This window comes from Kribbella rubisoli, from assembly GCF_004217145.1.
GTDB lineage: Bacteria > Actinomycetota > Actinomycetes > Propionibacteriales > Kribbellaceae > Kribbella > Kribbella rubisoli.
This window is the reverse complement of record NZ_SHKR01000016.1, coordinates 218,858-233,397: the sequence shown is the minus strand read 5'-3', so window position 1 is coordinate 233,397 and position 14,540 is coordinate 218,858. Positions and strand designations below refer to the sequence as shown.

General features: G+C 68.5%; 12 protein-coding genes. 4 read left to right on the top strand and 8 right to left on the bottom strand.

What is annotated here, in order from left to right; all coding sequences use genetic code 11:
• Positions 1-116: 116 nt before the first annotated feature.
• Both EV645_RS33735 and EV645_RS33730 read left to right on the top strand, forming a co-directional pair.
• The gene (locus EV645_RS33735; protein ID WP_130448129.1) at positions 117-2,090 is read left to right on the top strand and encodes an MGH1-like glycoside hydrolase domain-containing protein; all 1,974 of its coding nucleotides are present in this window, start codon (positions 117-119) and stop codon (positions 2,088-2,090) included.
• A 45-nt stretch (positions 2,091-2,135) separates the two neighbouring features.
• A complete protein-coding gene (locus tag EV645_RS33730) occupies positions 2,136-4,247 on the top strand; it encodes a Xaa-Pro dipeptidyl-peptidase (RefSeq protein ID WP_130448128.1) in 2,112 nt (703 codons plus the stop codon).
• Here the strand turns inward: EV645_RS33730 and EV645_RS33725 are convergent.
• From EV645_RS33725 to EV645_RS43480, 6 genes are read right to left on the bottom strand one after another with little or no spacing between them, the layout of a single operon-like run.
• Positions 4,240-4,869: an HAD family hydrolase gene (locus EV645_RS33725; RefSeq protein WP_130448127.1), complete on the bottom strand. Its 630-nt coding sequence runs from the start codon at positions 4,867-4,869 to the stop codon at positions 4,240-4,242. The two genes, EV645_RS33730 and EV645_RS33725, sit on opposite strands and share 8 nt — an antisense overlap.
• Before the next feature lie 10 nt (positions 4,870-4,879).
• Positions 4,880-5,698 carry a GNAT family N-acetyltransferase gene (locus EV645_RS33720; RefSeq protein WP_198682042.1) on the bottom strand — a complete coding sequence of 273 codons (819 nt, stop codon included), beginning with the start codon at positions 5,696-5,698 and terminating at the stop codon, positions 4,880-4,882.
• Positions 5,695-6,552: an alpha/beta fold hydrolase gene (locus tag EV645_RS33715; RefSeq protein WP_130448126.1), complete on the bottom strand. Its 858-nt coding sequence runs from the start codon at positions 6,550-6,552 to the stop codon at positions 5,695-5,697. The genes EV645_RS33720 and EV645_RS33715 overlap by 4 nt, the downstream gene beginning before the upstream one ends.
• A 55-nt stretch (positions 6,553-6,607) precedes the next feature.
• Positions 6,608-7,543: an RNA polymerase sigma factor gene (locus tag EV645_RS33710; RefSeq protein ID WP_130448125.1), complete on the bottom strand. Its 936-nt coding sequence runs from the start codon at positions 7,541-7,543 to the stop codon at positions 6,608-6,610.
• A gap of 30 nt (positions 7,544-7,573) precedes the next feature.
• The gene (locus EV645_RS33705) at positions 7,574-9,658 is read right to left on the bottom strand and encodes a DNA gyrase/topoisomerase IV subunit B (protein WP_130448124.1); all 2,085 of its coding nucleotides are present in this window, start codon (positions 9,656-9,658) and stop codon (positions 7,574-7,576) included.
• Positions 9,659-9,697: 39 nt separating this feature from the next.
• Positions 9,698-9,844: a SunI/YnzG family protein gene (locus EV645_RS43480; protein WP_422386659.1), complete on the bottom strand. Its 147-nt coding sequence runs from the start codon at positions 9,842-9,844 to the stop codon at positions 9,698-9,700.
• A gap of 218 nt (positions 9,845-10,062) precedes the next feature.
• Between EV645_RS43480 and EV645_RS33700 the strand changes: the two genes are divergently transcribed.
• Positions 10,063-10,293, top strand: a complete 231-nt coding sequence (locus EV645_RS33700) for a DUF7455 domain-containing protein (protein ID WP_130448123.1) — start codon at positions 10,063-10,065, stop codon at positions 10,291-10,293.
• 94 nt (positions 10,294-10,387) lie between these two features.
• On the opposite strand, the gene EV645_RS33695 is transcribed toward EV645_RS33700, so the two are convergent.
• Entirely contained in the window at positions 10,388-11,863 is a 1,476-nt protein-coding gene (locus EV645_RS33695; RefSeq protein ID WP_198682041.1) for an aminotransferase-like domain-containing protein, read from the bottom strand.
• Positions 11,864-11,917: 54 nt separating this feature from the next.
• Here EV645_RS33695 and EV645_RS33690 point away from each other — a divergent pair, with 54 nt between their 5' ends.
• Positions 11,918-12,541: a LysE family translocator gene (locus tag EV645_RS33690; protein ID WP_130448121.1), complete on the top strand. Its 624-nt coding sequence runs from the start codon at positions 11,918-11,920 to the stop codon at positions 12,539-12,541.
• Here EV645_RS33690 and EV645_RS33685 read toward each other — a convergent pair.
• Complete coding sequence (locus EV645_RS33685; RefSeq protein ID WP_130448120.1) at positions 12,499-14,511, bottom strand: amylo-alpha-1,6-glucosidase; 2,013 nt, start codon at positions 14,509-14,511, stop codon at positions 12,499-12,501. The genes EV645_RS33690 and EV645_RS33685 overlap by 43 nt on opposite strands.
• Positions 14,512-14,540 lie beyond the last annotated feature (29 nt).

The window sequence follows — 14,540 nt, the reverse complement described above, 5'->3', positions numbered from 1 at the left end:
CCGGGATCACCTGCCGGGACCGGTCCGGCACGCCCGCAGGTTCGCCCATCCCGCCAGGCCCGACAGACCCGAGAAGTCCGACCGGCCTGACCAGCCCGCCGCCAGGAAGGCCGCCCATGCCGCCGTACGCCCTCGACGACTTCGCCTTCGACCTCCGCCGCGCCGTACCTCCAGCCGAGATCTGGGTCGGCAGCGGCACCGGGACGGTCAGCCAACTGACCGGGACCGTGTGCGGGGTCGGCGGCTGGTTCGCTCCCCCGCTGGCCGCGCCCGACAGCCGGCTGACGATCTCGCTGGAGGTCGACGGGCAGCGGGTCGTCGACCTGGCCCGACCGGGCGCCGGCAATCGCGGCCTTCTCCCGGCCGGCGGCACGTGGCGACCGGATCGGATCGTCCGCCGGGGCACCTACCACCAGTACGCCGACGGCCTGACCTCGCTGGCCGTCGAGTCCACCCTCACGCCGAGCCACGGCTCCCCCGGCTATGTCCTCACCCTGCGGATCCGGAACCGCTCCGGCAACACCCACGAACTCACCGTCGTCCCGGAGCTGGCCGCAACCCAAGCCCACCAGGTCCCGCTCTCCGAGTGGGGCTGGGTTCCGCCTGCCGCGGGCCGAGGCGAGCCGGTCACCCTGTCGCACGACGGCCTGACGACAACCCTTGAAGGACACGCCGAGGCGACCTTCACCATCGCCGTCCAAGCCGGCGCGGGCCACACCACCCGCGTCTGGGAGTCCCGCATCGCCCAGACGCTCGGCCGGGTCCCAACACTCACCTCCGACATCCCCGGGCTGGAGCAGTACTACCGCCGCTCGCTAGCCAGCGGGCTCGCCTGCTGGTGGGATCACCCCGACTTCGTCACCCAACCGTTCATCGCAACGTCCGGCCTCGACGGCGGAGCCCTCTGCTCGTATGCGTGGGACACCGGCGGCTACGCGCCGACACTGCTGAGCCTGATGCTCGGCGACAGCGTCCTCGACGTCATCCAGTCGTTCCTCGACGCCGACCTCACCGACCGGTACGCCATCGCCCCCGACGGCACCGGCCTCGGCGTCGCGTACGCCTACAGCGGCTGGTCTCTCGTCGCCCTGACCCGAGCGGCCGCTGCTGAACGCCGGCTCGATCCCGCCTTGATCGCCCGGCTGTACGACGTACTCATCACCCTCGACAAGCGGTTCCAGCCCGACGGCCAGACCGGCGTACTGCGGGACTACGGCGACCAGAGCAATCTCCTCGAGATGCGCGGATCCGGCTGGGAGCATGTCGTCGCGAGCCCCAACGCCGAACGCGCCTGGACCCTCGAGACGCTCGCCGAACTCTCCGACCTCACCGGCGCCGCGCTGCCGTCCGACGAGCTCAGGCGCTCGGCGCGACAGATCCGCGAGGAGGTGATCCGGCAGTTGTGGGATCCCCAAGCGAGGTGGTTCCGCAGCCGCTATCCCGACGGCCACACCGAGCTCGCGTACTCCGTCCAGGCCTTCGACGCCCTGCGATCCTGCCCGCCGGAGATCGCGAACGCGCTGATCAGTCACCTCCGCCCCGGCGCGTTCCTCGGCGAGTACGGCGTGAGCAGCGTCAGCGCCGAGGACGAACTGCACTACGAGACCGCCGACATCGACTGGTCAGGCGCCGGCGCGTACACCGGCGAGGCACCGCAACTCGCGCTCACGCTGTGGCAGCAAGGTCATCCCGAGCTCGCGTGGGACGTACTGCGCCGGCTGTTCTGGATGGGCGAGCACTACCCGTACTTCCCCCAGGACCACTACTCCGACAAACCCGGCGCGCCCGCCTCCGGCCGCCGCATCAACATCATCGCCGGCCTCACCGGAGCCGAAGCCGTCCTCACCGGACTGGCCGGCATCCACCCCAACCCCGACGGCTCGCTGCACATCACGCCGAACCTGGTTGCCGCTGGCAACATCACGCTGAGTGGTCTTGGTTACCGCGGGCACACGATCGACATCAGCATCAGACCCGACGGCTTCGAGGTCTTCGTGGACGGCGAGACGCAGTCGCCCGACCCGGACGGCACGGTCGTCGCAGTACGCCCCGCGGTGAGCGGTTGCGGTTCGGGTGCCAGCGCCGGATGATTCAGAGGTTCGATCCGCCCGTCGAATGCTGGGAGGGGCCCACGCATGAAGATCCGACTTCTGGTCAGTGCTGCCGCAGCGACCGCGCTCGTCGCGGCAGCAGTCGCAAGTCCGGCTCAGGCGTCACAGAAGGCGATCGCCGCGCCGGCGGTGCCGACCTTCGTCGACGGTCTCGCCCAGGCCGTCTTCTCGACCAACCCCGCCGATTGGTACAGCGGTGAGGTGTGGGTCCAGGCGCCGTTCGACAGCGACCACGACGGCGCGCCTGACCGGATCCACGCCGACTTCACCGCTCCCTCGGAGGTTCTGACCCAGGGGCTGAAGGTGCCGGTCATCTTCGAGGACAGCCCCTACTACGCGGGTACGGCGGACGAGTACAGCAACTGGGGTGTCGACCACGAGCTGGGCTCCCCGCCGGCGACGCGTCCGCGTGCACCGTTCTGGGCGGCGTTCGACACCAGCCCGGTGATCAGCACCGTCTACGAGTCGACCTGGGTGCCACGCGGGTTCGCTGTCGTCCACGCGGAGTCGCCGGGCACCGGCCATTCGGACGGCTGCCCGACATCCGGCGGCACGAACGAGACCCTGGCCGCGAAGGCGGTGATCGACTGGCTCAACGGTCGAGCCCGCGCGTACACCACCAAGGACGGCTCGACCCGGGCGGTGGCCGGCTGGACGACCGGAAATGTCGGCATGATCGGTACGTCCTACAACGGGACCCTGCCGGAGGCCGTTGCGACGACCGGGGTGGCGGGCCTGAAGGCGATCGTGCCGATCTCGGCGATCTCCGACTGGTACGACTACTACCGCGCGAACGGCATGGTCCGGGCGCCGCACTCGTCGTCGAACCCGTCCGGCAACAACAACGCGTTCCAGGGCGAGGACCTCGACGTACTGGCCGACGTCGTCTACTCGCGGCTCGACGAGACCGGCGCGCGGACGATCTGCCAGCCGGTGATCGACGACATCGAGCGGAACATCGACCGCGCCACCGGCAACCGCAACAAGTTCTGGCAGGAGCGCGACTACATGAAGGACGTGCGCAACGTCCGCGCCGCGACCTTGCTTGCCCATGGCAACAACGACTTCAACGTGATGACGAAGAACGCGGCCCAGTTCTACGCCGCGTTGAAGAAGCAGCACGTGCCGCACATGTTCTACTTCCACCAGGGCGGCCACGGCGGCGCGCCGCCCGACGTACTCGTCAACTACTGGTTCACCCGGTACTTGTACGGCGTACAGAACGGGGTCGAGCGGTTGCCGCGATCGTGGGTCGTCCGCGAGGCCGCGTCGTGTCCGCCGCGTCAGACGACGGTGGCCGGAGAGCAGTCCAACACGGCGACGCTCGCGGTGGCGGATACGACACCGTTCCGGATCGGGTTCTCGTTGACGGTGCCGCAGACCAATGCCGACGGGACGGTCACGAACACAAACCGGCTGATCACGAAGATCGCCGACTCGACCCATCTGGTCCTGGCCGCCCCCGTCGCAACCGCGGCCGGCCAGAAGGTCGCCGACGGTGCGACCGTCAGCCTGCAATGCAGCAACGCCAACCCGACGCCGTACGCCGAGTGGCCGGACCCGGCCGCCGGCCAGGCAGGACTGCATCTCACCCCGGGAGCGCCGGCCCGCGGCGGCCTGACCTTCGCACCGACCAAGTCCGGCACGGAGACTCTCACCGACGACTCATCGATCGCGGCCATCACCTCCGCGAACGCGCCGTCCTCGGGAGTCCGGTTGGTGTACCAGACGCCACCGCTCACCAAGCCGGTCCGCATCAGCGGTACGCCGTCTGCCTCGCTGCAACTCGCCTTCAGCGCATCCAAGGCGAATGTGACCGCGGCACTGGTCAGCTACCCGCCGACCGGCAACGGCACGATCCTCACGCGCGGCTGGATGGACCCGGCCAACCGCGTGTCCGACTGGTTCGACGCGCCGGTCAAGCCGGGCAAGATGTACCGGATGGACGTCGACCTGCAGCCCAAGGACACCGTCGTACCAGCCGGAAACCGACTGGCCCTGATGATCGTGTCGAGCGACCGCGACTTCACCATCCGGCCCGCTCCCGGCACCCAGTTGACTCTCGACCTCTCCCACAGCTCCATCGACATCCCGGTGGTCGGCGGCCGGAAAGCACTGGCCGACGCCCTCAAGTAGTCAGGACAGCGAAGGCTTCGAGCACAGAATCGAAGTGATGATCCGCAATCGGTGAGTCCACCGCATGGTGGCTCCCAATGCGGATCGTGCGCAGGCCTGCGTTGATACCCCCGGCGATGTCGTACGCCGGATGATCGCCAACCATCCACCCGCCCTCGAGCCCCGCGCCGGCATGCTCCGCTGCGATGGCGAAGATGCGGGCATCGGGCTTTCGTACGCCGACCGCGCCGGAGATGCAGCAGTAGTCGACGGCGCGGTCGATGCCGGTGTGCGCGAGTTTGGCGGACTGCTGTACGACGTTCCCGTTCGTCACCACAGCGAGCCGCCAACCCGCCGTACGCAAAGCCGCCAACCCTTCGAGCACCTCGGGGTCCACCGAGGTGAACGGCGGGTGCTCGCGGTCGTAGTCGTCGACCGAGATCCCGACGCCGAAGCGCTGCTCGAATCGATGGAACAACTCGTTGCGCGGCGTGAACCCGCCGTTGTCGTGGGCAATCAACCAGTCGACCGCGTCCGGACCGAGTCCGGCGCGGTCGACCCACCAGCGCGCCCAGGCCACGAACGCTCCGTCCCGATCGATCAACGTGTTGTCGAGGTCGAAACAGACCAGTCGTGGCGCCATGGCTCAACCCTTACACAGCGCGCCATACCCAGGTGACTCGGTCGTACAGCCGGTCGAAGCCGGCTCGTTGCAGGTTGTGGAGGGACGTGTTGTGTTCCCCCGGTGCTTCCGCGCCGGTTTCGGCAACCATCCAGCGGCAGCCGGCGGCCAGGGCGCCTCGGAGGCGGGCGGTGAGGAGTGCGGACTGGGCACCACGGCCGCGGGCGCCCGGCACGGTGGCGCCGCCGAACATGTCGGCGCACTCCCCGTTGACGAAGATGCTGCCGACGGCAACGATCTCGTCGTCGCCGTCCCAGACGGCGTACTGCTGCCAGTTCGCGCGCCCCACACAAGCCGCGGTCATCTCGACCATCGCCGGTGTGGTGAACCCGAAGGTCGCCATCATCACCGTCGCGAACTCCTGCGCCTGGTCCGGCTCGACCAGGCCGACCCGCAGACCGGAGTCCGGGGCCGGCCCATCAAGCTTGATCTCGCAGCCCAGCTTCACGTAGCGGCCGCCCTGGGTGAGGTTCAACTTCGCAGCCGTCGTGGCCCAGTCAGCGGGCAGCAGCGACGGCGCAATTGCGAACGTACCCTCGGAGAGTCCTTCCGAGCGGAAGAAGTCGCATACCTCTGAAAGCGCATCCACCGTGACCGACTCGGTGGTGGCGAATCCGCCGGCCCGGTTGAAGAACCCGCTCGGGTCCTCGCGAAGCACCAGCGCCTGTACGTCGCCGATGCGCCGCGAGCTGATCCCCAGCGTTTCCCGCAGCGATGACGGCGCGCCGGCCACGAAATCGACGTACGCTGCGATCTCCGTCTGTTCAGCCAGGTCGACCGGCACCGTCATGCTGATTCCTTGAGGAAGCCCAGCACAGCGGCGATGAACTCGTCGGTCTGCTCGAGGTGGCCGAAGTGGCCGCTGTCCTTCAGTTCGCAGAGCCGTACGTCGGGCATCCCGGCGTCGATCTCGTACGCGAACCGCGGCGCGCAGATGAAGTCGTAGCTGCCGACGATGACCAGGGCAGGCACGTTGATCGTGCCGAGCTGGTCGCGGACGTCCCACTCGACCGGTAGCCGGTTCGGGTCGTGCCTCGTCTGCAGGCTCAACTCACCGCCCCGCGCGATCGTCGCCCGGTAGTCGGCGAAGTACGCAGGCAGGATGGCGCTCAGGTACTGCCGGTGTGACTCGTCGTCGGTGATTTCGAGCGTCTTCGTCACGGTGGCCGCGTCCCAGATCCGGCCCGCCTCGACGGCCTCCGGGCGATCCGGCCAGCGCTTCACGAACGCCGCCATCTCTTCGGTCGCCACGCCGAACAGCTCCGGCCCGTAGACGGCCGCGGTGTCGTACAGGATCAGCCCGCGGAGCCGGTCAGCGTGGTCGATGCCGAATTGGAGCCCGACGAAGCCTCCGTGCGAGTGCCCCAGGAAGTAGCCGGTCTCCGCGCCGAGGTCGTCGAGCACGGCTGCCGCGAAATGTCCGTAGCGGGACAGGGAGTAGTCCCCTTCCGGCAGCAGGTCGCTCTCGCCGGAACCGACAGGGTGCAGGTAGACCATCGTCAGCGAGCTTTCCAGCTCCGGGATCCGGAGGTAGCCCGGATGTACGCCGGGTCCGCCCGAATGCACGAGGCAGACCGGTCCGGTGCCCGCTACCTCGTAGACCTGCCGGATGCCGTCGACGACGACAGTGCGTTTTCCATTCATACCCGCAGGATGCGGTGACGTTCCGGGAAAGTTCGATCGCGACGTGGACTTCTTTTCAGCGTTGACGCGGGTGGTACAGACGCACCTTGCCGACCCGGTCCTGGTCCAGGTGGTGCACCCACACGACGCTCGGCGGGCAGTGCGTCGGGTCCTCCGGCGGGCTGATCAAGGCAGCCTCCCAGATCACGACCTCGCGGCTGGCCACCACGTTCACCACCTCTTGGCGTACGCCGTCCGACACGTCGCGGTCGAACGCCTCCGGCAGGTAGCCCATGTCCGTACGCTTGCCTGTCGGCCACAACACCTGCGCCTCCGACGACCACCGGTCGGCGATCGCGGAGGCGAGCTGACCACGTCGACCGGACTCCATGAAGTCCTCGGCGAGCTCGCGGTGCAGCGCGGTCGCGGTAGCGACGTCGTCGTACACCCCGTCCGCCGAGGTCAGCAGCGCATCCCTCAGCTTCGCGCGCGCCTGATGGAGCCGGCTGCGCACCGTCCCGACCGGCAGGTCGCACAGCGCCGCTATCTCCTCGTACGACGAGACGTCCGTGAAGTACCGCAGCAGGGTCACCAGCCGCAGCCCCGGCGTCAGATCCTCGAGCGCCGTCCAGACCCAGTCTCGCAACGCGTGCTGGTCAAGGATCTCTGCGGGATCAGGCACCACATCCAGCCGCGCGACCGTCGCCGGCTCGGCTACCGGAACCGCTGACATCTTCCGCAAGCGGGCGCGACAGACGTTCCGCACCACCATCTTCAACCATGGGCCGACGGCATCCGGGTCCCGCACATCACTGACGCGGCGCAGCGCGATCATCGCCGCTTCTTGTACGGCGTCCTCGGCATCGTGGCTGTGACCGAGGACCGAAACCGCGACCGCCTGCATGCCCGCCCGGTGTCTGGCGAGCAGCAGGCCGAGAGATCCCGCGTCGCCGGAGTTCGCGGCGCGCAGCAGGTCGGAGTCCTGCGGCGCTCCGCTCACCACATCAATCACGCAGAAAACCCTACGTGAACCCACCAAGACTCAGACGTCGATGCGGTTCTCGTCCAGCTCGTAGGCGCCCTGGACCAGGAACTCCTTGCGCGGAGCAACGTCGTTGCCCATGAGCAGGTCGAAGACCTTGGCCGCCTCCTCCGCGTGGTCGACCGTGATCCGGCGGAGCGTGCGGTGCCGCGGGTCCATGGTGGTCTCCGCCAGCTGGTCGGCGTCCATCTCACCGAGACCCTTGTAGCGCTGCGGGGGCTCCTTCCAGCGGACGCCCTTCTTCATCAGCTCGGCCGTCTTCCGCTGGTACTCCGCGTCGCTGTAGGTGTACAGGTACTTGTCCTGACCCTTCTTCGGGTTCGTCAGCTCGAACCGGTGCAGCGGCGGCACGGCGGTGTAGACGCGTCCCGCCTCGACCAGCGGCCGCATGTACCGGAAGAACAGCGTCGCGAGCAGGCAGCGGATGTGGGCGCCGTCGGAGTCGGCGTCGGCCATGAAGATGATCTTCCCGTACCGCGCCTGCTCCAGGTCGAACGTCCGGCCCGAGCCGGCGCCGACGACCTGGATGATCGACGCGCACTCGACGTTCTTCAGCATGTCGCCGACGGACGCCTTCTGCACGTTGAGGATCTTGCCGCGGATCGGCAGCAGCGCCTGGAACTCGGAGCTGCGCGCGAGCTTCGCAGTACCGAGGGCCGAATCACCCTCGACGATGAACAGCTCGGACCGGTCGACGTCGTTGCTGCGGCAGTCGGCCAGCTTCGCCGGCAGCGCGGACGACTCCAGCGCGGTCTTGCGCCGCTGCAGCTCACGGTGCTGACGAGCCGCCACCCGTGTCCGCGACGCGGCGACGACCTTCTCCAGCACGGCCCGCGCCTGCGCCTTCTGCGCGGCCTTGCTGGACGTCAGGAACGCCTCGAGCTCGGTCTGCACGACCTTCGCCACGATCCGCGACGCCGCCGGCGTACCGAGAACTTCCTTGGTCTGGCCGTCGAACTGCGGCTCGGCCAGCCGCACTGTGACGACCGCCGTCATGCCTTCGAGGACATCGTCCTTGATGATCTCCTCGCCGTTCTTCAGCAGGCGGGTGCCATCAAGTGCGTTGGTGAAGCTCTTCGACAGTGCACGCTCGAAACCGTTGACGTGGGTGCCGCCCTTCGGCGTGGCCACGATGTTCACGAACGACCGCAGCTCCGTCTCGTACCCATCGCCCCAGCGCACTGCGATGTCGACGTCGAGGTCGCGCTCGACGTCGGACGGCGTCATGTGGCCCGCGTCGTCGAGCATCGGCACGGTCTCGGTGAAGTGACCCGTCCCGGTCAGGCGGACGACGTCGGTCACCTTCTGGTCGGTCGCGAGGAACTCGGTGAACTCGCTGATGCCGCCGTCGTGCTTGAAGTGCTCCTCGGTGACCTCGTCGCCGCGCTCGTCGCGGATCACCAGCAACAGGCCCGGCACCAGGAACGAGGTCTGCCGCGCCCGGGTGACCAGCTCGTCGTAGTTGAAGGCGGCGTCCTTGGTGAAGATCTGCCGGTCGGCCCAGTACCGGATCCGGGTGCCGGTGACACCCTTCCTCGCCCGGCCCGCCTTGCGCAGCCCCTTCGCCGGGGTGAACGAAGCGGTCGCGCCCTCGCTGTCGAACTCACCGGCCACACCACGCCGGAAGGAGGTCGTCCAGACCGTCCCGCCGCGGTCGACCTCGACGTCCAGCCGCGCGGACAGCGCGTTCACCACCGAGGCGCCGACACCGTGCAGACCGCCGGAGGCGTTGTACGACCCGCCGCCGAACTTGCCGCCGGCGTGCAGCTTGGTGAACACCACCTCGACACCGCTGAGCTTGGTCTTCGGCTCGATGTCGACCGGGATGCCGCGGGCGCGGTCCTTCACCTCGACCGAGCCGTCCTTGTGCAGGACGACGTCGATCTGCTCGCCGAACCCGGCCAGGGCCTCGTCGACGCTGTTGTCGATGATCTCCCACAGGCAATGCATCAGACCGCGGCTGTCGGTGGACCCGATGTACATACCGGGCCGCTTCCGGACCGCCTCGAGACCCTCGAGGACGAGCAGATGGCGGGCGTTGTACGCCGGGTCGATCTCGGTACTGCGAGGCGTCGGGGCGGCCACAGGGCTCCTTCACTGGTTCACACGCTTACGACCTACAGCCTATGCGGCGGCACCCCCAAAACCTGGCAGGCGGGGCCCGGGACGGCATGAGGCCGGACATGCCGACGGGAACAGGAGATACGTGTTGCGACAGGTATCGATCCGGACTCGATTGGAAGTGGCGTACGACACTCCGATTCTCAGCACACGGTGACGGTTTCATGGCGCACAGTGAGAGAAGAAGCACTCCGCCGCCGTGGCTCACCGGAAAATCACCTAGCGAAGAAACTCTTCCGCGACAGCTTGCGTCATACGGAGACAGGTGGTTCGTCTCACATACGGACACGTTGTCCCCACCGGGAAGCGATCCGCATGTCAGGATGTTGCTATCTGGTGAGTACGGAACTAGATGAGATGAGGCCTCAATGACTACAGCACTCGCCCCGAGTTCGGCCCTGTCGGCCGCGGATCGTTGTGACCGCTGCGGTGCGCAGGCCTACGTCCGAGTCACCCTGACCAGCGGTGGGGAGCTACTCTTCTGCGCCCACCACGGTCGCGAGCACTCGGAGAAGCTGCGCAATATCGCGATCACGATCCACGACGAGACCGGTCGGCTCGAAGCCACCCCGACGGTTTCCGCGGAAGAAGAGCGGTAACCCCCCAGGCTGTTCCAAACGCGCCAACGGCGGCGCCAAAGTCATACAGGCTTCGATGGCGGTTCACCCCAGTCGGGTGACCGCCATCCTTCCTTTACACGACAGGTACTCCGGGCCCCGGGCCGTGTCGCCGCAGTTCTTGCCAGGCTCGCGCCAACCGGGTCACCGCATCATCAAGCACTTGTTCCGAGTAAGCGAACGGCACCCGTAGGTAATCGTCGTGCGATCCGGACGGATCCATCGCCTGACCTGCCACCACCTCGACACCGTGCCGCAACGCCACCTGTGCGAAGACTCGCGCGTCCGTGTCGGGCAGCCGGATCCACAGCGCGGATCCGCCGACCGGTGTGCTCCATTCCCATTCGGGCAGTCGTTCGGTCAGCAACTCCCCCATCAACTTCTTCCGCGCCGTCGCCATCTGAGCCCGCGTCGCCGTGAGCTCCGTGAGCCGCGGCAGCAAGCGCGCGGTCAGCGCCTGATCGATCAGCGGACTCCCTAGGTCGGCCAGCGCCTTGTGGCGGGCCAGTCGCTCAGCCAACGGTCGCGACGCCCGGATCCAGCCGATCCGCAGACCGCCCCATACGGCCTTCGACACGGACCCGATCGTGAGTATCTCGGCATCGTCCGGCGCGTAGGCCGCGAGAGGCGGAGGGATCGCCGGCCCGGCCGGATCCCATGCCGAGTACGCGTTGTCCTCGACCACCACGACGCCGTACCGAGCGGCGAGCTGCGCGACCTGCCGGCGCCGGTTCGCCGACATCAACTGGCCGGTCGGATTGTGGAACGTCGGCATCACGAACAACATCGCCGGCTGGTGCTCCGCGAACGCAGCCTCCAGCAGGTCCGGCCGGATCCCGGCATCGTCCAGCGGTACGCCGACCACTCGTCCGCCGGCCGCTCCGAACAGGTCGAAGCAGCCCGGCCAACTGGGCTGCTCGATCGCAACCGCGGCGCCGTTGCGCAGGTACATCTGCGTCACCAACGCGATCGCCTGATGCGCTCCGGTCGTCACCACGATCTCGTCCGGCGCCGTGGGCAGCCCGCCGTCGGTGAAGTGGTCTGCGATGCGTTCTCGCAGTACCGGGAGGCCGCGCGGGTGGTAGCCGACGTCGCCGAGGAGCGCGGGCAGCTCGGTGGAGGCGAGGTCGATGAGCTCTGACGAGAGTTCGGGCAGGCCGGGGTCGACGGCGTAGGTGAGGGAGATGACTTCGCCGGGGCCGACGGTGATGCGGTGGAAGAGTGACTCGCCGTACCCGGTGGGCATGTGCTTGTCCGCTCGTGAACGACCACGTCCGGCCGCACGTGCCACCGTCGTACCGCTGCCGCGGCGGCTCTCGACCAGGCCGCGGGCGCGGAGTTCGTCGTACGCCGCGACGACCGTCGAGCGGCTGATCGCGAGCGACTCGGCCAGCCGGCGCTCAGCCGGCAGACGGGACCCGACCGGAAGGTCGGACGAACCGATCAGGGCGGCGATCTCGTCGGCCAGCCGCCGGTACAGGCCGCCGGAGCGACCGGTCAGTCGGTGGCCAATCAGGTGAGCCAGCGCCAAGGGGTCTCCAGAACGGTCCACTTCTCCCCCAATTGGCTCGGGTGGACTGCTTCTCGCGCCGCCAGGCTAGTCCGCATGGGAATCGGTCAGGTGCTCGGGTTCACCGGCGCAACAGTCGTGCTGGTCGGGATGCCGGGGCCGAACAACCTGTACATCTCGCTCCGCAGCCTCACGCAAGGACGCCGCGCCGGCGTCGTGTCGGCGCTCGCCGTCGAGACCGGGACGCTGGTCTACATCGTCGTCACCGCGCTCGGCCTGGCCGCGCTGGTCCAGGCCTCCCCGACGCTATTCACCGCGATCACCGTCACCGGCGCCCTGTATCTCGCCTACCTCGGCATCAAGACGCTCACAGCATCGGCGGCCGAGCTCAACAGCGTTGCGCCCGCGTCGCTGGGGCGAGTGTTCCGCGACGGCGTCGTGGTCAACCTGTTGAACCCGAAGGCCGCGCTGTTCTTCCTCGCGTTCCTCCCGCAGTTCACCACCCGCGGGGCCGCGCCGGGTCAGCTCCGCACCGAGATGCTGCTGCTCGGCGCCGGCGCAATGCTGATCGGCCTCGTCCTCGACCTCTCGTACGCCGTCGGCGCCGACGCGATCGGCCGACGCTTCCGATCTGTCCGTACGTCGGGACGCGCGCGGAATCTCGTCGTCGCGACCATCTACCTCGGACTCTCGGCGTTCGCGCTGATCACCGCACTCTGAGGCGCTTCGAGCACCGTGAGCGTCTCGCCGTCGAGGCGCACGGACAACGTATCCGTGCCGATGCGCAAACCCCTTACCTCGAGTGCATTCCAGGGCATCGACTCCGCGGGATTGATGACCAGGGTGCCGCCCGGGACGTCCGGCTCGATGCCGAGCGCGGCCACGAGCACCGCGACCGCGGACGCTGCGGCCCAGGCCTGCGGACGACACGACAGCGGGTACGGCGTTGGCGTGTTCTCCTCGCTCGTACCGCGGCCGCCGTACAGCTCCGGGAGCCGGTAGCCGAACGCGTCCGCCGCGCGGATCAGGCCCTCGACGTACGACGTCGCAACGTCGGACTGACCGGTCGCGAACAGGCCTTGGACCGTCATCGCGGTGTCGTGCGGCCAGACGCTGCCGGTGTGGTACCCGAGCGGGTTGAAGCGGGTCATTGCCGTGGACAACGTTCGCAGTCCGAAGCCGCTGTTCAGATCGTCGCCGGCGAGGACCTCGGCGACGACCTGCTCCTCGTCGGCGTCGAGCAGGCCGGTGCCGAGCAGGTGGCCCATGTTCGATGCGCGGCCGGCGACCGGGTTCTTCGCACCGTCGAGCGCGATGGCCGGGTAGCCGTCGACCCAGAACGTCTTGCGGAAACGCTCCTGTAGTGCGACCGCCCATTCGCGCCACTCGTCACCGGACTCGCCGTGCGCCTCGAGCAGCTCGGCGCCTCGCACCGCGGCGGCGTACGCGTAGCCCTGTACTTCGCACAGCGCGATTGGTGCGGTGGCGAGTGTGCCGTCAGGCCATTGCACTGCGTCGACGGAGTCCTTCCATCCCTGGTTGGCCAGGCCGTGGCCGGACTCGTCGACGTACTCGAGGAAGCCGTCGCCGTCCGGGTCGGCGTACTCCTTCATCCAGGTGAGCGCGCGTCGGAGGTTCGGCAGCAGGTCACGGACCTCGTCAGCCGGCATCCCCCAGCGACAGGCCTTGTGCAGGGTCATGATCCACAACTGGGTCGCGTCGTGCGTGCCGTAGTACGCCGCGGGGAGGACCAGGCCGCCGCCGTGATCGGCGACCTCGGCGCGCAGCTCGTGCGGGATCTTGCCGGGCTGCTCGGCCGACTCGGCGTCGACCTTCGTGCCTTGCCAGGCAGCCAGCGCGCGGAGGGTGCCGGCCGCGAGGGCCGGGTCGACCGGGATGAGCATGCCGGACGAGATCAGCGAATCGCGGCCGAAGAGCGTGAGGTACCAGGGCGGGCCGGCGCCGAGGTACCGGTCGTTGCCGGCGGCCAGCTGGAGTGCGCTGATGTCTTCGAGCGAACGGTCGATCCAACGCTCGACCCGCTTGTCGTCGCAGTGGACGGTGACGTCGTACGGCGTGCGCTCGGCGGGCGGCTCGATCGAGAAGCCGGTGGTCGACTTCGGGAACTCGGCCGTGACGCGGAGGGTGATCGTGAACTCCTCCCCCGGCTCGAGCCGGGGCGTCGCCGTGACGCCGGGGTCGGCGGTGACGACGACTCGGGTGTCATCGCTCTCCCAGCGCGTACGGCCGGGACCGTCCGGGAACGGAGCGAGCTGCGGCAGGCTCGCGGCGGCGCCGCTGCGGACCGCCGCCGTACCGGCCAGATCGGTGCCCAGGGCAACATCTAGTCGGCCCTCGATCGCCGAGCGGGAACGGTTCACCAGCGTGATCTGCTCGGTCAGGCCGTCGTCGTCGACCGTCCGGGTGCGGTACAGCATCACGGTCGGGTCGTGCCGGGTGTCGCCGAGTCCCTCGACCGTCGCGACGTACTGATGCGTGGCCGCGTCCCGCTCGTCGACGTGGACCGGGATCGGTTCCCGGCCGTCGACGGTGACGCTCAGCCGGGACAGGATCCGCCGGTCCCGCGCGTACACCCCCTCGGCGCCGGAGCCGGTCAGCTGACCGGATCGCGGCGAGAGAACCACCCATGGGGCGGCAAGAGCGGTGACCAATTCGTGCAGCTGGGACATGTCTCCACCCTAAAGGGGACGGTTTGCGG

Coding starts and splice junctions, on each gene's coding strand:
- EV645_RS33685 (WP_130448120.1), bottom strand. CDS start 14,511: ATGTCCCAGCTGCACGAATTGGTCACCGCTCTTGCCGCCCCATGGGTG.
- EV645_RS33720 (WP_198682042.1), bottom strand. CDS start 5,698: ATGACGGTGCCGGTCGACCTGGCTGAACAGACGGAGATCGCAGCGTAC.
- EV645_RS33735 (WP_130448129.1), top strand. CDS start 117: ATGCCGCCGTACGCCCTCGACGACTTCGCCTTCGACCTCCGCCGCGCC.
- EV645_RS33700 (WP_130448123.1), top strand. CDS start 10,063: ATGACTACAGCACTCGCCCCGAGTTCGGCCCTGTCGGCCGCGGATCGT.
- EV645_RS33690 (WP_130448121.1), top strand. CDS start 11,918: ATGGGAATCGGTCAGGTGCTCGGGTTCACCGGCGCAACAGTCGTGCTG.
- EV645_RS33715 (WP_130448126.1), bottom strand. CDS start 6,552: ATGAATGGAAAACGCACTGTCGTCGTCGACGGCATCCGGCAGGTCTAC.
- EV645_RS33730 (WP_130448128.1), top strand. CDS start 2,136: ATGAAGATCCGACTTCTGGTCAGTGCTGCCGCAGCGACCGCGCTCGTC.
- EV645_RS33725 (WP_130448127.1), bottom strand. CDS start 4,869: ATGGCGCCACGACTGGTCTGTTTCGACCTCGACAACACGTTGATCGAT.